The 19,301-nt window shown below is 61.5% G+C and carries 13 protein-coding genes; 4 read left to right on the top strand and 9 right to left on the bottom strand.

Translation table 11 applies throughout. The features are described from left to right. The first annotated feature begins 15 nt into the window (after positions 1 to 15). On the top strand, positions 16 to 1,962 hold the full coding sequence (locus ACYVM5_RS09335) for a sensor histidine kinase (protein WP_460617852.1): 1,947 nt from the start codon (positions 16 to 18) through the stop codon (positions 1,960 to 1,962). A 159-nt stretch (positions 1,963 to 2,121) separates the two neighbouring features. Here ACYVM5_RS09335 and ACYVM5_RS09330 read toward each other — a convergent pair whose 3' ends face one another. After that, positions 2,122 to 4,170: a M13 family metallopeptidase gene (locus ACYVM5_RS09330; protein WP_460617851.1), complete on the bottom strand. Its 2,049-nt coding sequence runs from the start codon at positions 4,168 to 4,170 to the stop codon at positions 2,122 to 2,124. A gap of 204 nt (positions 4,171 to 4,374) precedes the next feature. On the opposite strand from ACYVM5_RS09330, the gene ACYVM5_RS09325 reads away from it, so the two are divergent. Next, entirely contained in the window at positions 4,375 to 4,935 is a 561-nt protein-coding gene (locus ACYVM5_RS09325; protein WP_460617850.1) for a hypothetical protein, read from the top strand. Positions 4,936 to 5,087: 152 nt separating this feature from the next. Continuing rightward, a complete protein-coding gene (locus ACYVM5_RS09320) occupies positions 5,088 to 7,223 on the top strand; it encodes a tetratricopeptide repeat-containing sensor histidine kinase (protein ID WP_460617849.1) in 2,136 nt (711 codons plus the stop codon). On the opposite strand, the gene ACYVM5_RS09315 is transcribed toward ACYVM5_RS09320, so the two are convergent. Then, a complete protein-coding gene (locus tag ACYVM5_RS09315) occupies positions 7,213 to 8,847 on the bottom strand; it encodes an NADP-dependent glyceraldehyde-3-phosphate dehydrogenase (protein ID WP_460617848.1) in 1,635 nt (544 codons plus the stop codon). The two genes, ACYVM5_RS09320 and ACYVM5_RS09315, sit on opposite strands and share 11 nt — an antisense overlap. Before the next feature lie 159 nt (positions 8,848 to 9,006). Here ACYVM5_RS09315 and ACYVM5_RS09310 point away from each other — a divergent pair, with 159 nt between their 5' ends. Continuing rightward, positions 9,007 to 9,438, top strand: coding sequence for a hypothetical protein (locus tag ACYVM5_RS09310; RefSeq protein ID WP_460617847.1), 432 nt, complete (start codon positions 9,007 to 9,009; stop codon positions 9,436 to 9,438). A 107-nt stretch (positions 9,439 to 9,545) separates the two neighbouring features. Here the strand turns inward: ACYVM5_RS09310 and ACYVM5_RS09305 are convergent, their stop codons facing one another. The 7 genes from ACYVM5_RS09305 to ACYVM5_RS09275 all read right to left on the bottom strand — a co-directional run bounded on the left by ACYVM5_RS09305 (position 9,546) and on the right by ACYVM5_RS09275 (position 19,220). Next, positions 9,546 to 11,273 (bottom strand): M28 family metallopeptidase, encoded by a 1,728-nt coding sequence (locus tag ACYVM5_RS09305; protein WP_460617846.1) that lies wholly within the window; start codon positions 11,271 to 11,273, stop codon positions 9,546 to 9,548. A gap of 40 nt (positions 11,274 to 11,313) precedes the next feature. After that, the gene (locus ACYVM5_RS09300; protein WP_460617845.1) at positions 11,314 to 11,886 is read right to left on the bottom strand and encodes a TetR/AcrR family transcriptional regulator; all 573 of its coding nucleotides are present in this window, start codon (positions 11,884 to 11,886) and stop codon (positions 11,314 to 11,316) included. A gap of 118 nt (positions 11,887 to 12,004) precedes the next feature. Then, the gene (locus ACYVM5_RS09295; protein ID WP_460617844.1) at positions 12,005 to 12,682 is read right to left on the bottom strand and encodes a carotenoid biosynthesis protein; all 678 of its coding nucleotides are present in this window, start codon (positions 12,680 to 12,682) and stop codon (positions 12,005 to 12,007) included. Positions 12,683 to 12,827: 145 nt separating this feature from the next. Continuing rightward, on the bottom strand, positions 12,828 to 14,333 hold the full coding sequence (crtD, locus tag ACYVM5_RS09290) for a phytoene desaturase family protein (protein ID WP_460617843.1): 1,506 nt from the start codon (positions 14,331 to 14,333) through the stop codon (positions 12,828 to 12,830). A 120-nt stretch (positions 14,334 to 14,453) separates the two neighbouring features. Further along, complete coding sequence (locus ACYVM5_RS09285) at positions 14,454 to 15,650, bottom strand: class I SAM-dependent rRNA methyltransferase (protein WP_460618079.1); 1,197 nt, start codon at positions 15,648 to 15,650, stop codon at positions 14,454 to 14,456. Between the two features lie 41 nt (positions 15,651 to 15,691). After that, positions 15,692 to 16,132, bottom strand: coding sequence for an SRPBCC family protein (locus ACYVM5_RS09280; protein WP_460617842.1), 441 nt, complete (start codon positions 16,130 to 16,132; stop codon positions 15,692 to 15,694). Between the two features lie 109 nt (positions 16,133 to 16,241). Next, complete coding sequence (locus ACYVM5_RS09275) at positions 16,242 to 19,220, bottom strand: SNF2-related protein (RefSeq protein WP_460617841.1); 2,979 nt, start codon at positions 19,218 to 19,220, stop codon at positions 16,242 to 16,244. Positions 19,221 to 19,301: the final 81 nt, after the last annotated feature.

Below are 19,301 nucleotides of genomic sequence, written 5' to 3'. Positions count from 1 at the left end.
TCTTTGACTAGCACTATGCAGCCATTTATGACGCGGCCCGGTTTTTTGCTGAGATGGCTGATAGCCTTGGGGCTGCTGGTGCATTTAGTGCCCGCCCAAGCCGGGGCCGTTGTGCCGGTCAGTACCGAGGTGTTGCGTCGGCAGTTGGCCACCGGCCTGCCCGATACCACCCGGCTGCGCCTGCTCACGGCCATGTGCTACCGCCTGCACGACGAGCAGCCCACCCGTGCCCTGCCCTACGGCGAGGCCGCCGTGGCCCTGGCCCGCACCCTGCCCGCCGATGAGCAGTCCCCCGGCCTGCTGCGCAGCCTGCTGGCCCTGGCCAGCTGCTACGCCAACCTATCCAACGGCCCGGAGACCCTGAGCCTGCTGAACGAAGCCGAAGAGTTGGCCCGCACCCAGCACGACACCGATGCCCTGATGCGCGTGTACACCGCTCAGGGCAGCATCTACCACGAGCGCGGCGATTCCACCACGGCTTGGCGGCACTACCAGCGGGCGCTACAGCTCAGCCAGCGGCCCGGGGTGAGCGGGCACACCCGCATGAAGCTGCTGGGCAACGTAGGCAGCCTGTTCTTTTTTCGGAAGCAGGTGCCGCAGGCCCTGCACTTCGATTCGCTGGCGCTGGCTTTGGCCCGCCGCGAAAGCGACTCCACGGCCGAATCGACCTACCTCTCCAGTCTGGCAACCTACCAGATGCAGTTGGGCCGCCTGCCCCGGGTGAAACGGCTGCTCACGCAGGCGCTGGCCATTAGCCGCCGCCAGCATGCGGCCCGCAACCAAGCCGAGCAGCTGATTCTGTTTGCGATGTACTACATCCAGACCGACCAGCCCGACCGGGCCGATGCCGCCGTGCGCGAAGCCTTGGCGCTGGCCCGCCAAAGCGGCTACCTGGAGCGCGTGCTCGACGCCTATAGCATTCTGGCCGCCGAAGCCGCCGAGCACGACAAGTACCGCGAAGCCTACGAGTGGAACAAGCGCTACGTAGACCTGAACGATACTCTGAACAACCGCCAGACCATGCAAACCCTGGCAGCGGCCCAGGTCAGCTACGAAACCCAGGAGCGCGCCCGCCGCCTGCGCCAGCTCACGGCGCAGCAGGCCGAGCAGGGCTGGCACAACCGCGTGCTGGGAGCGGCCGTGGCTATTCTGGCGCTGGGTCTGCTGGTGGCCGTGTACCTGCACCGCAACCTGCGCCGCAGCCGCGCCGCCCTGGCCGCCAACAACCGCGCCCTGGAAAAAGCGTCGGAGGAGCTGCGCGCCGTGGCCGTGTTCAAGGACAAGCTCTACGCCATTGTGGCCCACGACTTGCGCGGCCCGGTCACGGCCTTTGCGGGCGTTACCAGTCTCATTGATTCCTACATCGCCCAGAACGACCAGGCCGGCCTGGCCCGCCTACCCGCGCTGGTGCGCCAGGCTTCCGACAGCCTCAACCGCCTGCTCGACAACGTATTGAACTGGGCTGTGAGCCAGACCGGCGAACTCGACTGCCGCCCCACGCCCCTGCTGGTCACGGAGCTCTTTGCCGAGTGCCAGGCCCTGTACCAGACCACGGCCGCTGCCAGCTGGCAGCATATCACCATGGCCGCCCCGCCGGATTTGCGCCTGCTGGCCGACCGCAACATGACGCGCACCATCCTGCGCAACCTGGTGGGCAACGCGCTGAAATTCATGCCCGCCGGCGGCCACGTCCACCTCGAAGCCGCCCCCGACCCCGATGACCCGCGCATGGTCCTGCTTAGCTGCACCGATACCGGGCCGGGCATGAGCGCCGCCACCGTATCATCGCTCATGAGCGGCCCGGCGCTGCCCGAACCGTCGCCGGTGCCCCAGGCCACCGGCCTCGGACTGGGCCTGGCTTTGTGCCGCGCTTTCGTGCATCGCCACGGCGGCACACTCGTGATTCAGAGCCGCCCCGGCGCGGGTACCAACGTGACGGTGAGCATGCCAGCGGCTAAGTAGTTGCGGAGGGGAAGGGTTAAGTGTGGCTCAATGAAAAGACTGTCATCCTGAGCGCAGCGAAGGACCTTATCACGTTCGCACAAATTGCTCTGACGTGAAAAGGTCCTTCGCTGCGCTCAGGATGACAGTCTTATGCTCAATATTTTATGCCTCATCGCTCTACCAAATAACCACCCGCGTCGAGTCGGGGCGGTAGAGCTTCTGGCCGGGCTTGATACCGAAGGCTTCGTAGAAGGCGGGCACGTCGGCCATCGGGCCGTTCACGCGGTACTGGGCGGGCGAGTGCACGTCGGTGAGCAGCTGCGAGGCCAGGCTTTCGTCGCGCACGTGCATCTGCCAGCCCAGGGCATAGCCTAAGAAGTAGCGCTGCGTGGGCGTGAGGCCGTTGATTTTCTTGCCTTCCTTGTACTGCTTGGTCTTTTTGAAGGCATCCAGGCCAATGACGATGCCGCCGAGGTCGGCAATGTTTTCGCCGGCCGTGGCCTTGCCGTTGATGTGCAGCGAATCGAGCAGGGTGTAGCCGTTGAACTGCTTCACGATGCCGTTCACGCGCTCGTTGAAGCGTTTGCGGTCGTCCTTGCTCCACCACTCGTGCAGGTTGCCGTGGGCGTCGTACTGGCTGCCCTCATCGTCGAAGCCGTGGGTGAGTTCGTGGCCGATGGTGCTGGCCCCGGCGTAGCCGTACACCAGCGCATCGTCGGCATCCGCATCGAGCAGGCCGGGGATGGCGAAGGCGGCCGCTGGCAGCACAATCTCGTTGTTCGAGCCGTTGTAGTAGGCGTTGTAGGTCTGTGGGGTCATGCCCCATTCGGTGCGGTCCACGGGCTTGCCCAGCTTGTTGAGCTCGTAGTTATACTGCCACTGGTTGGCACGCATCACGTTAGCGGCCAGGGAGCTGCGGTCAATGGTCAGGGCCGAGTAGTCTTTCCACTTGTTGGGGTAGCCTACTTTGGGGGTGATTTTGTGGAGCTTGTCCAGGGCCACTACTTTGGTGGGCGCGCTCATCCAGTCCACTTTCTGAATGTGTTCGGCGAAGGCCGAAACCACGTTTTTTACCAGCGTGTCGTAGCGGGCTTTGGCTTCGGGCTTGAAGTATTCCTTCACAAAAAGCTGGCCCAGCGCATCGCCCAGGGCATTCTCCTGCATGTCGAGCACCCGCTTCCAGCGCGGACGGATGGCGGTGGCCCCGCGTAGCACCGTGCCGTAGAAATGAAAGTTCTCATCCACAAACGGGCGGCTGAGCGTGGGCGCAAACTCGTGGGCCACGTGCCAGGCGAGGTAGGATTTCCAGTCATCCAGCGGCGTGGTTTTCAGCAGCTGGCCCACGGTCTGGTAAAACTCGGGCTGGCCCACAATGACGGTGTCAGCTTTAGCCACGCCCATCTGCCCGAGCCAGGTTTTCCAGTCGATGCCAGGCGTGAGCTTGTCAAGCTGCGCGATGCTCATCTTGTGGTAGTTGGCATAGGGGTCGCGCAGGGCTTCGAGCTTGCGCGAGGGCTTGGCCAGGGTGGTTTCCAGGGCCATCACCTTGGCGGCGTTGGCCTGGGCGGTGGCGGCGTCCTGGCCCAGCAGCTTGAAGGTATTGGCGACGTGCTTCAGGTACTCGGCGCGGATGTTTTTGGTGCGCGAGTCGGTGTTGAAGTAGTAATCGCGGTTGGGCAGGCCCAGGCCCGCCTGGCGTAGGTAGAGGGCCATTTTGTCGCTGTTCTTGTCGTCCTGGCCCACGCGCGGGCCGATGAGCGCGTTCACGCCCAGTGGAATTTCGTGGGCGATGACGCCCGGCACTTCGGCCACGGCCTTCATACCTGCGATGCGGTCCAGCTCTGGCTTGAGCGGTGTTGCTCCCAGCTTATCGGCTTTTACTGAATCCATGCCCACGGCCCAGAAATCGCCGATTTTCTGCTGGTTGCTGCCAGCCGTAGCCTTCGCATCGGCAGCTTCGATGCTGGTCTGACGCAGGCGGGTATAAATCTCGTCCTGCACCTTTTTGCCGATGCCCATATTGCTTTCCGAGGCCGGGATGGGGTTGTTTTTCAGCCAGGTGCCATTGGCGTAGGTGAAGAAATCGTCGCCGGGGGCCACGGTCGTGTCCAGGGCCGCGTGCAGGATGTCGGGCTTATCGGCGGTGCTGGCCGTTTTCAAGGAATTTGATGGGCAACCGGTAACGGCCGCGGCTAGCAGAGGAAGCAGGAAGAGGGATTTTTTCATGCGGGAAAAACGGCAGCGGTTGATGATGAGAAGAGTAGCAGAGGCAGGCCATAAGCCAGCATGCAAAGTTGGCGGGCAACGACAATTACCAAGCTACAAAGGATGCTTGCGCGCCCATTGACTTTAGGAGCGCAAGGCTAAATTATTTTTCAATTTAATAATTCTAATAATGAATATTTATAGTATAATTTGCATATTTGGTTTGTGAAGTTCTATTCATTGGTTGCCTGCCTGTTATTCGCGCTGAGTGTCGCTTCCTGTACGACAAACGAATACATTTATATTTCGGATAAGCTTAAGTTCGGGAGGGTCGCATCAGAAGAATTTCAGTACGCTACTAATGCCGCGTGTACGGATGCCGCAACCAAGTACAACAAAGGAGATAAGCCAACTCCGGTGAGTACCGACCCATTGGTCTATTCCTTTAAGGATAAGAAATGGCTACTGGGTAAGAAATATGAGGTGCGCTTCATTACCCAGCCTTCGGTGCAATCGAACGGAAAGAAAGTTCCATACTATGAGATAGATGCGAGTTCTGAAACCGATGATGCGTCAAACGCGGCCGCTATTGGTACTGCAATCCTCGAACTCAAAAAGAAGGGCGCAACAATCGTACAAGATACGGTTCTGGACAAGCCGATTAATGGAAAAAGGGCTTGGCGAGTCGTTATGCATACGGATACCCCAATTAGCGATAAAGACAATAAACTTACTCAAGTGAAAGATGATTTTGGGATGATTGTAAATCCTCCTTACCCCCCATAAGCTGACGCTGGAGTACGGATTTACATTGCTACTATCATGCGTCACGCTTAGCACTTTCGCCCGTGAAATGCTGGCTTATCCTGCTTCTCGCTGTTGGCCTAAGGTTGGGTTTGTGGGCCCAGCCGCGCACCGCGGATAGCCTACAGGCAGTATTGCGGGCTAATCCTCGCCCCGACACCACGCGCGTGCGCCAGCTGCAAGCCCTGAGCGGGGCCTTGTTTATGGACGATGCGGCGCAGTCAACGGCCGTGCTGGAGCAGGCGCTGGCCCTGAGCCGGCAGCTGCGCGATTCCGTGGGCCTGGGGCAGGAATTGCTGGGGCTGGGTACGCGCTACCGCCGCCGGGCCGACTATGGCCGCGCCCGGCAGCGCACGCAGGAGGCGCAGGCTCTGTTTGCCAAGCGCCGCGATATGGTGGGGCTGGCCAACACGTTCCTGCAATGGAGCCTGATTGAGAACGAGCAGGCCAACCCCGCGGCTGCGCTGCGGGCGGCGCTCCGGGGGCTGACCTACGCCGAGAAGTCGCGTAACCTGAAGATTGTCAACCGGACGCGGGTAGCCATTGGCGGAGTATATGCGCAGCTTGGTAATTATCAGGATGCGCTGGGTGTGCTGCTGCCCATTTTCCGCAATGCTGCTGCGTTGCGTGATGAGCACATGGTGGCCTCGGCCCTGAATATGGTGGGCAATTGCTACCGGCAGCTCAACGACCAGCCCAAAGCGCTGCGCTACCTGCGCCGCTCCGTGCAGCTGAACCGCAAAACCGGCGACGTGCTAAACGCACTCAGCGACGAAATAAGGCTGTCGGAACTGTACGCCGGGCAGGGCAAACTGCCGCAGGCCCTGTACTACGCCACGCAGGCACGGGCCGAAGCCAAAGCCACCAAAGACATCTACAACCTGCCGCCCGCCGAGCTGGCCGTGGCGCGGGTGTACCTGCTACAGGGCCGCACCGATAGCGCCGTGGCGTTGGCCGAACACGCCTTTGCGCTTAGCCAGCCGTCGCGCAGCAACGAGAGCCTGCGCAACGGCAGCGACATTCTGGCCCAGGCCTACGCCCGGCGCGGCGACTTTGCCAACGCCTACCGGTACCAGCGGCTGTGGGTGGCGTACAAAGATTCGGTGGCGGGCATCGAAACTCAGCGCCGCACCAGCGCCCTGCGCTACGGCTACGAGCTGGCCCGCAAGCAGGACCAGATTGTGTTGCTCACCCAGCGCCAGCAGTTGCAGGAGCAAAAGGCCCACCAGCAGCGCCAGGAAATGCGGGGTCTGCTGGCCGGCCTGGCGGGCCTGCTGCTACTGGCCGGCCTGGCGGGCCTGCTGCTACTGGCCGGCCTGCTTGCCCGCAACATTTTCCTCAAGCAGCGCGCCAACCGGGTGCTGAACGAGAAAAACGGGCAGATTGCCCATCAGCGTGACCGCCTCGACCAGGCCCTCACCAAGCTGAAAGTGGCCCAGAGTCAGTTGGTGCAAAGCGAGAAAATGGTGGCGCTGGCCGCCCTCACGGCGGGCGTGGCTCACGAAATTCAGAACCCGCTCAACTTCGTGAATAACTTTTCGGAGGTGAGTCTGGAAATGCTGGCGGAGCTGGAAGCAGAGCGGCAGGAGCCATCCCGAGACCCCGAACTGGAAGCCTCGCTGCTGGATGATTTGAAGCAAAACCTGCTCCGAATCAACCAGCACGGCAATCGAGCGGCGAGCATTGTGCGCGGCATGCTGGAGCATACCCACGCCGACCCCGGCCAGCGCCAGCCCGTGGACCTCAACGACCTGGCCCAGGACTACCTGCGCCTGGCCTACCACAGCCTGCAAAACACCCACCGCGACTTCACCGTAGCCCGCACCCTCGACCTGGACCCCGCCCTCGGTGCGCTGCACGTGGTGCCGCAGGAGCTGGGCCGCGTGCTGCTCAACCTGTTCACCAACGCTTTCTACGCGGTACACCAGAAGGCCCTGCTGCTGGGGCCGGCCTATACGCCCTCGGTGCGGGTGCGCACCCGGCGCGTGAGCGGCGCCGTGGAGCTGCACGTGCGCGACAACGGCACCGGCATTCCGGCCGTGGTGCTGGACAAGATTTTTGACCCGTTTTTTACTACCAAACCGCCCGGCGAAGGCACCGGCCTGGGCCTGTGGCTGAGCTACGACATCATCACCAACGGCTACGACGGCACGCTCACGGCGCGCTCCGAGGAAGGCGCGTTCACCGAGTTTGTGGTGACTTTGCCGCAGGACCAAACGGCAACCGTAGTCGCGGCGGCCGAAGCCGCCGCGACCGGGCCTACAAAATAAACCGGGTGCTGAGGAAGCTGCTTTCCTGGCCGTCCACAATCTCGTTGAAGAGATGCTTGTTGGCTTCGGTCTGCTTGGTAGCCACCACCGTGCGGATGCTGAACGAGCGCAGCGCGTCATACACCGAGAGGGTGCCTTCGGCTGAATCCTTGCGGCCGGTGAAGGGGAAGGTATCGGGCCCGCGCTGGCACTGGGCGTTGATGTTCACGCGGCTCACCTGGTTCACGAGCTGGTCGATGAGGTCGGCCACTTCCTGCGATTCGCTGCCGAAAATGCTTACCTGCTGGCCGTGGTCGGAGTCAATGATGTACTGAATGGCTTCGTCGACGTTGGCGAACGAGGCCACCGGTACCACCGGGCCGAACTGCTCTTCGCGCCACACTTTCATGCCGTTTTTCACGGGGAAGAGCAGGGCGGGGTACACCAGCGGGCCGGCCGTGGTCCCGCCACCTTCGTTCATCACGCGCGCACCTTTAGCCTCGGCATCGGCAATGACTTCGGCCAAGTAGTTCGGCTTCTGGGGCTCGGGTAGGGGGGTGATGTTCACGCCCGCGTCCCAGGGCATGCCGGGTTTCAGCTTGTTGATTTCGGCGGCGAGGCGCTGCACGAAATCCCCGGCAATACTCTCGTGCACCATAAACAGCTTGAGCGCGGTGCAGCGCTGGCCGTTGAAGCTCAGCGAACCCAGCACTGATTCCTTCACCGCCACGTCCAGGTCGGCATCGGGCATGATGATGGCCACGTTCTTGGCATCGAGCCCGAGAATGGCCCGCAGGCGGTTGGATTTGGGGTGCAGCTTCTTGAGCGAATCGGCCACGCGGCTGCTGCCGATGAGGCCCAGTGCATCAATCTTGCCCGACGACATCAGGGCCGGCACCACCGCGTTGCCGCGGCCGTACACCGTGTTCACCACGCCTTTCGGGAAGGCTTCGGTGAAGGCCTGGAGCAGCGGGAAGTGCAGCAGGGTGCCATGTTTCGGAGGTTTGAAGAGGACCGTATTGCCCATGATGAGGGCGGGAATCAGCATGCAGAACGTTTCGTTCAGCGGGTAGTTGAAGGGGCCCATGCAGAGCACTACGCCCAGCGGCGAGCGCCGAATCTGGCCGATGATGCCTTCGGTGATGGTGAAGCGCGACGAGTCGCGGTCCATATCCTTCAAGGCGTTAATAGTGGCGTGGATATAGTCGACGGTGCGGTCGAATTCCTTCTCCGAATCGGCCGTCGACTTGCCGATTTCCCACAGCAGCAGCTTCACGATTTCGGCCTTGCGGGCCACGATAAGACGGGTGAATTTCTCCACCGCCGCGATGCGCTCGGCCACGCTTAGCATCGGCCACTCGCCGCGGCCGAAGTTGTAGGCCTGCACGGCGGCATCGAGGGCCTTGAGGGCTTCGGCCTCATCGAGCAGCGGGTATGAGCCGATGACGCGGGGCGCGAGCGAGCCGTCGGGCCGGCGCTCAAACATGGGCGAGATGACTTCCTGCGTGGGCCCGGCCCACTCGCGCAGCTCACCGTCGAGCAGGTACTGGCGCTGGTGCAGCGGCTCGGTCAGCCGCCAGGCTTCGGGGATGGCCGCCGCGTCGGGCGGAAAGAGTTGGGTGAGATTTTCGATGCTTACAGCCATTGTAATGGGCAAAATGTGCGGTGCGAACCTACGCAACAGCGTATGGGTACGGAAATATTGGCCCGCTGTGCTGGTTTCGGCTTCTTCTCACGGGAACGTTTGCGTACCGCGCAAGCCCCCGAAAACCGCTATGTTTCCGGTGAAATTATTTTTCCGCTTATGTCGCTTCACCTCCTGCTTCTGCTCAATTTCGCCGTGGCCGCCTACCTCACCGGCCTCATCTGGACGGTGCAGGTGGTGCATTACCCCAGCTTCGGCAAGGTGCCGAAAGCCGCGTGGGCGGCCTTCCACGCGGCCCACACCCGCCGCATGAGCTACGTAGTGATGGTCCCAATGATGCTGGAGTTGGCCCTCGCCATCTGGCTGGCCTGGGCCGGGCGGGTGGTGCTGCCGGGCGGCGCGGGCTGGTGGAGCCTGGGCCTGGTGGGGGTAATCTGGGCAGCCACGTTCTTCGTTTCGGGGCTCTTCCACAACCGCCTCGAACAAGGCTACGACTACATTGCTATCGATGGCCTCACGCGCACCAACTGGATAAGGACGCTGGCGTGGACGGCGCGAATGGCGCTGCTTGGCTGGCTGCTGGCGCTGTAGAGACGCAACATTTTGCGTCTCGTCGTTGAACAGCCGGAACTGCACCGTTCAACGGCATCGTTCAACGACGAGACGTAATTATGCGTCTCTACATCCTTAAATAAACCCTATTTCCCGGCCCGACTCTTCTCCCGCGTGGCCTTGAACTCTGACCCTTCCTTCCATTTCGGAAACGTCGTTTCCCAAGCCAATTTCTGCCCGACGCGGAACAGCAGGCGGGCATCTTCGGCCGCGCCGCGCAGGTCCCATTTGGGGTCGAACTGGTCGGCGGGCTGGTGGTAGGCTTTCTCTTCGAAGTCCTTGCGCTGCTTTTCGGCGAAGGCTTTGCCGTGCAGGCGGCTCTCAAACTGGCCGCTGGCGTAGAGCGCCGGAATGCCCACTTTGGCGAAGCTGAAGTGGTCGGAACGGTAGAAGCTGCCGGTTTCGGGATGCTGGAAGGGGATGACGTAGCGGTTCTGCTCCTTGGCGGCGGCGCGGGCGTAGTCGTCCAGCTCCGATTGCCCGTAGCCAATGATGGTCAAGTCGCGCATCGGCCCGAAGGCCAGCAGCTCGTCCATGTTGATGTCGGCCACCGTGCTGGCCACTGGGAACAGCGGGTGCTGCGCGTAATAATCGGAGCCCAGCAAGCCCTGCTCCTCGCCAGTCACGGCCAGGAAGACGATGCTGCGCTGGGGGTTCTCCTTGGCTTGCTTGAAGGCGGTGGCAATGGCCAACAGACCCGCGCAGCCGCTGGCGTTGTCGAGCGCGCCGTTGTAAATCGAATCGCCCGCAATCGGTTTGCCGATGCCCAGGTGGTCCCAGTGCGCTGAGTAAATGATGTATTCCTTGGGCCGCGTGGTGCCGGGCAGCACGGCCACCACGTTTTTCGAGGTTTTGCGCGTGATTTTGTTGTGGATGGTAGTACTCAAACTCAGGTTCATTACCCGGCCGCGGAAGCCGGGACGGTTGGCTGCGGCGTAGGCTTCGTCGTAGTTCTGGCCGGCGGCCGTGAAGAGGCGCTTGGCCGCGTCGAGCGTCATCCAGCCTTCGAGGGCCACTTTGCTGGCGCCGTGGTCGGGCGTCTGGGGGTGCAGCTTGGCGCCGCCGTTGCTGCTTTGCACCACCGTCCAGGGGTAAGAGGCAGGCTTGGTGTCGTGAATGATGAGCAAGCCGGTAGCGCCGTGGCGGGCGGCCTCCTCATATTTGTACATCCAGCGGCCATAATACGTCATGGCCTTGCCCTTGAACATGGTGGTGTCGTTGCCCGCGTTGCCGGGGTCGTTGATGAGCACCACCACCGTCTTGCCCTTCACGTCGAGGCCGGCGTAATCGTCCCATTTATATTCGGGCGCCGTCACGCCGTAGCCGGCAAATACCAGCGGCGAATCCTTGATGCTGATAACCGACTTTTCCTGCTCGGTCAGGAACATGAAATCCTGCCGGTACTTCAGCTGCAAGGTTTTGCCGTTGCCCGTCACCGTCGCAATCGAGTCGGGCTGGCCCGCGATTTCCACCAGCGGCACCGCCTGAAAATATGAGCCATTGGCCCCCGGCTGCAAGCCCAGCTTCTTGAATTCCGAAGCCAGATAAGCCGTGGCCTTTTCTTCGCCCGCCGTGAATGGCCGCCGGCCCTGAAACTCATCCGAAGCCAGCACCTTGATGTGCTGTGCCATGAGCGCGGGCGTGATGCCGTCGTTCGGAGCGGGCACGCTGGCCGTGTCGGTGGGGGCGGCTTCAGTTTCGGTGGGGGCCGTCGTCGTGGCCGTTTCCGACGACGAAGTTTTGCCCTGGCAGCCCGCCAGCAGCAGGCTCGCGGCGGCCGGCACCAGCCAGCCACGCAATTTTGATAAACGCATCGGTACAGAGAGTTACCCCCGGCCGCGACGCCGGAGCTGCCTACAGCCGGGCAAAATGCTCGGCCGCAATCCGCGCGCCTTCATCGGTGCAGATGCCCCGAATGTAGTACAGGAAAATGCTGCGGAAAACCTCGCGCATGTTGTAGCGGTCGGGCGGGAATACCTGCGGGTTGAGCAGCATATTCAACTGCTCCACAATAATCTTGGTAACCAACTGAATATTAATGTCAGAACGAAACATTCGGTTGCGAATGCCGTCATTCAACAGCTGTTGGAGCTGCGGGGCCGAATAGGTATTGACGTTCTCCATGGCCGCTTCCCACGTTTGCGGAAACCCGGTTTGCAGGTCTATGTAGAATTGGCCCGGCACGGCGGCCAGGTCGCGCAGGCCAAGTTGCAGCAAGCCATACAGGCGCTCCACGGCCGATGAATATTGAGCGAATAGTTCTACGTGTTCGCGCTTCTGGCGCTCCATATCGGCCAGAATGGCGTGGTGCACTAGCAGCTCGCGGCTAGGAAACTGGGCCACCAGGTCGGCCTCGGTGGTGTGTAGGGCTGTGGCCAGCACGGCATTGGGCGCAGTATGCAGGCCGTAACGATAAAAAACAGGCATAGCGGCTTCCAGAGAAGCCGTCGGCAGCGTAAAATCAGGCATCAAGGGAGGCGTAAGTCTATTTTCAGAAGGAAGAGAACGTGGCCGGCTGGCCTCGCGCCGAACGCTGTCGCGTTGGCTAGAGTGCCCCGAGCAGGAAAAAAAACAGCAGCTGCGTGATGTACACCAGCGGCACCAGCGGGTTACGCTTGGTGAAGGTGGTGCGGTTGAACAGCATCTGCAAGATACAGGCAAAGATGAACCAGTCGCGAAAGTTCTGGAACGGAATCACGCCGGCCGACCAATGCCAGAAATCATAGCGCCCCGCCACCGGTTCCAGGCAGGCATCGAAGCCCACCATGAGCCCGGCTGCCAGCAGAATGCGTGGCAGTTCGCCCAGCGGCAGGTAGCGCACCAGCATGCCGCACAGGTACGTGAGCACCAGCCAGTTCAAGGCAATCATCGGCGGCACGCCTTTGAAGGGCTGGGTATCGAATAATTTAAATCCCAGCGTGTCGCCGTAGGTGTAATGTCCGAAAAACCGGCCCGTGTTCACGCCCACAAATTCGGCCCCGAAGCCCAGCAGCAGCACCGTGAGGCAAAAGCCCCAGAAGCTGGCATCGCGCTTGGGCTGAAACCAGAGCAGCAACAGGGCCGTGAGACCCAGCGTGAGCGGCGTAAAGCGCAGGTAAAAGTCGGGGTTTTTGGAAAACGCCAACCCCACAAAACCGGTGAAATGAAACAGCAACACTAGGCCCTGGGCCACGCGCAGCCGGCGGTAAGTCGCGGCCGGGAGTGGCTCGGTGTAATCAACCATGTATTTGAAGGAGGATGAAATTTAATCGTCTGTCATCCTGAGCGCAGCGAAGGACCCTCTCGCGTCTGCTTGATTTGAGATTAGTGCCAATCGTTCAGACGTGAGAAGGTCCTTCGCTGTGCTCAGGATGACAAATGATTAAAACTCACGCATCATTAATTAAAGACGAAACGATTTTGGCCGATAGCAGGCACAGCGGAATGCCGCCGCCCGGATGCACCGAACCACCGCAAAAGTACAGCCCTTCGAGCCGCCCCGAAAAATTGGGGTGCCGCAGGAAGGCCGCCAGCGCGTTGTTGCTGGAGCTGCCATACAGCGCCCCGCCAAACGACGAAGTATCGGCGGCAATGCCGGGCGGTGTCCAGATTTTCTCGGTGGCAATCAAGAGCTCGATGTCGGTGCCCAATGCTTGGCGCAGCTTACGCAGCACGGCGCGCCGGGTTTGCTGGGTAAGGGCTGCCCAATCCTGGCCCTGGTCGTGGGGTACATTCACCATAACAAACCAGTTTTCGTGGCCGGGCGGGGCATCGGTGGGCGTTTTTTTGGAGGTGATGTTCACGTAAACCGTCACATCATCGGCCACGGTTTGCTCCTGAAAAATAGCCTCAAATTCCCGCTGGTAATCAGCCGAGAAAAAGATGTTGTGCAAATCCAGTTCAGGAAATTCGCGGGTGATGCCCCAATAAAAAATCAGCGCCGAGGAGGAACGGGGCTGGCTCAGCGTGCGCTCGGGGGCGGGCTCACGGGGCAGCAGGCGGCGGTAGGTGGGTACCACGTCCATGTTGCTCACCACCCGGCCGAAATCGTACACGTCCTGCGCCGTGCGCACGCCCGTCACCCGCCTGTCGGCGATGATGATTTCCTTCACGGCCTCGTTGTAGCGAAATTTTACGCCAAACTCCGTCGCCAGCTTCACCAGGCTTTCGGCAATGGCATAAATGCCGCCTTCCGGATAAAAAGCCCCAATGCCGTGCTCCAGGTGCGGAATCATGCTCAGCGTGGCCGGAGCCTGGTAGGGGTCGGAGCCATTGTAAGTCGCGTAGCGGTCAAACAGTTGCACGAGGCGCGGGTCGCGTCCGAAGGCGCTTTCGTGGCGCTGGTGCATGGTGCCCAGCAGGCCCAACTGCGGCAGGGCGGCCATGGCTTTCAGCGTTTCGGGGCTGAAGTAGGTGCCGGCCTTGTGCAGGGATTTATGCAGAAATGTGCCCGCCGTGGCATCATACGCCCGACCGGCGCGGGTCAGAAATTGCGTGACCGCCGCTGCTGGCGTGCCCAGCTTCTCTTCTACTTCGGCCGCGAATTTCGCCGCCTCAGCCCAGGCCGTGAGCCGGGTGCCATCGGCAAAAAAGTAGTTGGTGATGGGGTCGAGCCGCTCGTAGCGGAAATAGTCGGCGGGCTCACGCTGAGCCAGTCGGAAAATATCATCCACCAGCTGCGGCAGCGTAAACAAGGACGGCCCGGCATCGAACCGATACCCGCCGGGCAGCGCAAATTGATGCATCTTGCCCCCGAACGAAGCGCCCGCCTCGAATACCGTAACCGGGTGCCCGGCCACGGCCAGCCGCGCCGCCGTCGCAATGCCCGCAATGCCCGCGCCGATAATGGCCACGGGCTGCCGGGAAGGCGCTATTTTATTTTTCTTTTTGAACACTGGACTGCTAACCGCCGCAGTGGGGGGAGAAGTTTTGCCGAAGCGACCAAAAATAAAGCGGCGCTCCGGCGCGGACGTTTGCTGTCCACGCCGGAGCGCCGCTTTTGATTATAAGGTTGACTATTCCACCGCCAGCACCAGCCCTTTCAGGTAAGCGCCTTCCGGGTGGAACAAGCTCACTGGGTGGTCGGCAGGCTGGGTGAGGCGATGCAGAATGCGCGCCGGCCGGCCGGCTTCGATGGCCGCCGCCAGCACCGCGCCCTCAAATAATTCTGGGCTCACGACTTGCGAGCACGAGAATGTGAACAGCAGTCCGCCGGGCGCGAGGTGCGCGATGCCGGCCGCGTTCAGGCGCTTATAGCCCATCAGGGCGGCGTGGCGGGCGCCCATGTGCTTGGCGAAAGCGGGCGGGTCGAGCACCAGCAAATCGTACTGGGCCGAGTGGTTTTTAAGGAAGCCCAGCACATCGTCGGGGTAGGCGGCGTGGCGGTCGGCGTGGTTTGATAATTCAGCGTTGCGCTCGGTCAGGGCAATGGCCTTCTTGCTCGAATCAACGGAGTGAACTAGCTCAGCACCAGCCTCCAGTGCGTACACTGAGAAGCCGCCCGTGTAGCAGAACGTGTTGAGCACCTTGCGGCCCGGCGAGTAGCGGGCCAGCAGTTCGCGGTTGTCGCGTTGGTCGATGAAGAAGCCGGTTTTCTGCCCTGTTTCCCAATCCACGGCAAACTGGTGGCCGTTTTCGGTTACGATATGCTCGCTGCCCGAGCTTTCGCCGAACAGGTAGCCATTCTGGGCGTCGGGCACGGCGTTGCCGGGCACCGTTTCGGCACTCTTGTCATAAATGGCGCGCAGCTTGTCGCCGAACACCACTCGCAGTGCGGCCGCTATTTCGGGCCGGGCGCGGTACATGCCCACACTGTGCGCCTGCACCACGGCGGTGTCGCCATACACGTCGATGATGAGGCCGGGCAGGCCGTCGCCCTCGGCGTGCACCAAGCGAAATACGTTGGTATCGGCCGTGCCGGTCAAGGCCAGACGCTGGCGCAGGCGGTAGGCATTGCCCAGCTTGTCTTCCCAGTATTTCGCCGTGGGCAATTCAGATTCGGGGCCGAAATCCAGCATCCGCACGGCAATGGAGCCGCCGCTGGAGAAGTGGCCCACGCCCAGCAGCTCGCCGTTGATGGCTTCGACGCGCACGGGCTCGCCCTCGCGGGGCTCGCCCAGTACGCGGGCAATGGCCCCGGAGAACACCCAGGGGTGGCGGCGGCGCAGGCTGTGGTCTTTTCCGTTTTTGAGGACGATGGTGGCGGGGTTCAGCATAGTCCGCAAAGGTACGGCTCCGCGCCGGGCCGCTCTGCCTACCGGAACCAGCGCCGGTAAATGGGCCGCCGCCAGGCAAACTGCGCCCACATGGCTGGGTATATCACCGCATCGAGCAGGCGCGAAGCCGTGCGGTATTCCAGGGCATCTACAATCACGCTGCCGCCGTTAGGGCCGGGTTGAATGAGGTGGCGGTGCCGCCAGAACCGCAACGGCGGCGGAAGAATCTGGCCTTCATCCACAAAGAAATGGGTGCCGTCAGGCTGCACACCGTCGCCCACAATCAGCGAAGTCCAGGGTAGACGCTTCACCAGCGTATCCAGTTCAATTTCAACCCGGTCGCCGGTGCGGCAGCCATCGAAGCGCAACAGCCGCAGCCGTGGAAACGGCGGGGCCAGGGCCACAAATAACTCGCGCGTGAAGCCGGCCATGACCGCGGCCGGGGATTGAGAAACGGCGGTGCGGAGGGTGACGTGCATGGGTTGCTAACCTTGGCCAGTGGCAATTGTTGGCCGAGCCCTATTGATAATCGCACAACCAAGCATCGGTGCGCCGGCGAGAGCGGTTGTGCCGGCGAACTTCGCCGTTTTATCCCAGCAGTTCCTCAATATCCTCGCGGGTGAGGTGCTTAATCACAGCCTCGTCGGTGGCAATTAGTTCGCTCACCAGCGCCAGCTTGCGGCGTTGCAGGGCCAGGATTTTTTCTTCCACCGTATTCTGAGTGATGAACTTGTAGGTGAACACCGGGCGCTGCTGGCCAATGCGGTGGGCACGGTCCACGGCCTGGGCCTCCACGGCGGGGTTCCACCACGGGTCGAGGATGAAGACGTAGTCGGCAGCGGTAAGATTGAGGCCCACGCCGCCGGCTTTGAGGCTGATAAGGAAGATTTTGAGGTCTTCGGTTTCCTGAAAGCGGGCTACTTCGGCCGGCCGGTCGCGCGTGGCCCCGTCGAGGTAAGCATAGTGCATCTGACGCTCATCGAGCGCGGCCCGCACCAGCGCTAAATGCTGTACGAACTGACTAAAAACCAATACTTTGTGACCTTCGGCCACCACGTTGCGAATCATGCGCAACACCTCGCGCAGCTTGCCCGATTCGTGGGTGTAGTTCTCGTCGGCCAGGCGCGGGTGGTTAGCAATCTGGCGCAGTCGCGTGAGACCCTGCAACAGCAGAAACTGCGTGCTAGCCGGACCGTGCTCGTCGAGGTTGCGCAGGATTTTGTTGCGGTAGAAGCTCTTGGTTTCCTCGTAGGCGTGGGCCTGCTCGTCCGTCATCTGGCAGTAGCTGAGCTGCTCGGTTTTGGCAGGCAACTCTTTAGCTACCTGCGCTTTGTGACGACGTAGGATGAATGGTTTGATGAGCGCGTGCAGGCGGCGGGTACGGCCTTCGTCCTGGTCTTTCTCAATGGGCTTGAGGAATTCCTTGCGGAAAAACGCCTGCGTGCCCAGCAAGCCGGGGTTGATGAAGGACATCTGCGACCACAAGTCCATCGTGCTGTTTTCCACCGGCGTACCCGTGAGAATAAGCCGGTGCTTGGAATGCAACTGCCGCACGGCCTGCGAGGTGGTGCTCGATGGGTTTTTGATGGCCTGCGATTCGTCCAGAATCACGTAGTCGAACTTGTAACCGGCCAGCAACTCCGTATCGAGCCGCACGATGCCGTAGCTAGTCAGCACCACGTCATAGTCGGCGAAGCGGTCGGGGTTTTTGTCGCGGTAAGTGCCGGTGTAGGCCAGCACACGCAGTTCGGGTGTGAACTTCTGGGCTTCGTTCAGCCAGTTGAAAACCAGTGAAGTAGGCAGCACCAGCAGCGATGCAGCGCCTTGTGCCTCCCCGCTTTCGCGGCGGTGCTGGAGCATGGCCAGCGTCTGAATGGTCTTGCCAAGCCCCATGTCATCGGCCAGGCAGCCGCCAAAATGGTAGTCCTGCACAAAGCGCAGCCAGTTGTAGCCGGCTTTCTGGTAAGGGCGCAGCTCGCCCAGGAAGCCGGCGGGCAGCGGGTGGTCTTCTACTTCGGCAAAGTCGCGCAGCTTTTCCAGCTTGCGGCCCATGCGCACGGTAGCCAACTCGTTGCTTTGCAGGTCGGCCACTAGCGCGAGGTGGTGGCGGCGCAGGTTGAGGCCGTCCTCGGTTTCTTCGCCGAAGGCAAACAGCTCCAGGTAGTCCGTGAACCACTCGTCGGGAATGATGGCAATCTGGCCGTTGGGCAGCTTGAACTCGCGTCGGCGCTGCAAAATGTGCCCCCGCAGCCGGATAAATGGCACTTCGATATCGCCAAAGCGCACGGTACCGCGCACGTCGAACCAGTCGCCCGCCTCCTGAATGCCCACCTGCACGCTGGTAGGGCCAATGAAGTAGTTTTTGGTGGCCGTAGAAGCAGCTTCAACTGTGTAGCCCAGCTCCGTGAGGGCGGGGGAGTTGTCGTGCAGCCATTTAAAGGCTTCGGCTTTGGGCAGCGAGGCGTGGCCGTTGGCCACCACGAGGCGGCGGGCCTGCAGTTCTTCCACGGTGGCTTGCTCCTGTTCCGGGTTGCGTAGCAGGCGGTGGAACACGTAGCTGTCGGCCGTTTTTTCGAGGTGCACGCTCACGGGCTTGCTGGTGCCCAGCGGCATGAGGTGCGGCCCATAGCGGAAGCTCAGCTCGAAATGAATCTGCTCGGTTTCGGCCCCGGTAAGGAGGGGGGCAATGGGCTTGGGCAGCGGAATGCGGCCCCGGCGCGGCGGGCCGGGCGGCCGCACGGGCGCTTCGGGGGCGGGCAGGGCCGGCTGGGCATCGCTGAACGTGAGCCGGGGCCGCGCCACATAGCGCTCCGAACGAATGTCGAAGCCTCGGGCGTGCACCTCGAAGGCCTCCATGAGCGGGGCCACAAATTTCTGGAAATAGCTTTCCTCTACCTGCCGGGGCACCACGATGAATTTCTTCTTCAAAAACGGCAGCAGCTTCTTGCCATCCACCTCGGTGCGGAAGGAGTAAAGCAAATCGTTGAGCAGCAGCCAGGCCGGCTGCAGGCACACAAGCACCGCGTCTTTATATTGGAAATCAAGCTTCTGTCCCTGGTACTGAATGGTAGGGAAATAATGCGTGCCCTCCTCGTTGCGGCGGAAGTGGAAGAGGATGGACGCCTTGGCCGGAGCCATGCCGATTTCCTTCCACGTTGGCTCGCCATCGCGGCCCATGATGAAGACCTGCTTGCCCGCCAGCCGCGCCAGAATGCCGGCCATGCGCGTCTGCACATACTTGGAAATGAGCTCCTGAAGCGGTTTGTCGCCCTTTTCGGCGTTGTAAGTCTTGAGGAAAAACTCGGCCGTGGCGATTTTGCGGGGCCAGAATTCTTTCACTACTGCTTCCTGCTGAATCTGGTCGCAAAGCTCCACCAACTCGAAGTCGGCAGCATCAAGCCCGGCCGCGAATTCGTGGGCATTTTTTCCCGAAACGGTCTGGTGCTGAAGCGTTAGCTGGCCGCGCGGGCCGAGCTGGACCACGTAGGCCGCAAACAAGTGGCCCAGGAACTCGTGTTCGAAGAGCGAGTAGACGATTTGAAACGGTTCTGCGGTAGATACTTTCATAGCCGGGCACGCGGAAGGCGCAAGGTAGGGCAGAAAGCGGAAATTGGTATCGTAGCGCTTTGCTGCAGGAGCGAATTGCTA

It is taken from the genome of Hymenobacter ruber (genome assembly GCF_054783255.1).
The sequence above is the reverse complement of the archived record's forward strand: the minus strand, read 5'-3'. Positions and strand labels throughout refer to the sequence as shown.

Excerpts from the sequence above, each read along its gene's own strand:
- ACYVM5_RS09335 (WP_460617852.1), top strand. The coding sequence starts at position 16 with ATGCAGCCATTTATGACGCGGCCCGGTTTTTTGCTGAGATGGCTGATA.
- ACYVM5_RS09330 (WP_460617851.1), bottom strand. The coding sequence starts at position 4,170 with ATGAAAAAATCCCTCTTCCTGCTTCCTCTGCTAGCCGCGGCCGTTACC.
- ACYVM5_RS09315 (WP_460617848.1), bottom strand. The coding sequence starts at position 8,847 with ATGGCTGTAAGCATCGAAAATCTCACCCAACTCTTTCCGCCCGACGCG.
- ACYVM5_RS09310 (WP_460617847.1), top strand. The coding sequence starts at position 9,007 with ATGTCGCTTCACCTCCTGCTTCTGCTCAATTTCGCCGTGGCCGCCTAC.
- ACYVM5_RS09305 (WP_460617846.1), bottom strand. The coding sequence starts at position 11,273 with ATGCGTTTATCAAAATTGCGTGGCTGGCTGGTGCCGGCCGCCGCGAGC.
- ACYVM5_RS09300 (WP_460617845.1), bottom strand. The coding sequence starts at position 11,886 with ATGCCTGTTTTTTATCGTTACGGCCTGCATACTGCGCCCAATGCCGTG.
- ACYVM5_RS09295 (WP_460617844.1), bottom strand. The coding sequence starts at position 12,682 with ATGGTTGATTACACCGAGCCACTCCCGGCCGCGACTTACCGCCGGCTG.
- ACYVM5_RS09280 (WP_460617842.1), bottom strand. The coding sequence starts at position 16,132 with ATGCACGTCACCCTCCGCACCGCCGTTTCTCAATCCCCGGCCGCGGTC.
- ACYVM5_RS09275 (WP_460617841.1), bottom strand. The coding sequence starts at position 19,220 with ATGAAAGTATCTACCGCAGAACCGTTTCAAATCGTCTACTCGCTCTTC.